General features: G+C 59.2%; 2 pseudogenes. Both read left to right on the plus strand.

The annotated features are described in order from the left end of the window. Positions 1-225, plus strand: a pseudogene (locus EXE42_RS19855) (DNA polymerase subunit beta); the annotation flags it as partial. Further along, a pseudogene (locus EXE42_RS17065) lies at positions 218-422 on the plus strand (hypothetical protein); the annotation flags it as partial. The pseudogenes EXE42_RS19855 and EXE42_RS17065, both read left to right, overlap by 8 nt.

Here is a 422-nt window from a genome sequence, read left to right on the forward strand (position 1 = left end):
GATGGCGACCGGACGACAGCTCGCCGACAGGTCACCGACGTCGTCGCAGAACTCCAATCAGAGCGCTTCGACGGTGACCGATTCGCGTTCGAACCGTATGTTGAATCCGCCGAGAGCGCACGGAGAGTCGGGTCAAAACTCCATAACATCTTCGCGGAGGGCATTACAGTGTATGGGAGCGACCAGCTTGACTCACTCCGAAAAGAGGTCATCGCCAATGAGTAGTACGCGAATCGACCAGCTCATCGACAACGTACAAGCCGCGTTCGACCGCCGCCCAACAGATATCGAAGCTGGGCTTGATGTCGAGGATGCCGCTCTCCTCCAGCTGCGGAAGGCCTGTCGCTTGCTGGCCGGCGCCGAGGCACTACAGGCTGCCAGCTACGACACACTCGTCATCGAAGCATCGTTCGTCGCTATCG

The sequence above is a fragment of the Halorubrum sp. SP3 genome, assembly GCF_005435195.1.
Lineage (GTDB): Archaea > Halobacteriota > Halobacteria > Halobacteriales > Haloferacaceae > Halorubrum > Halorubrum sodomense.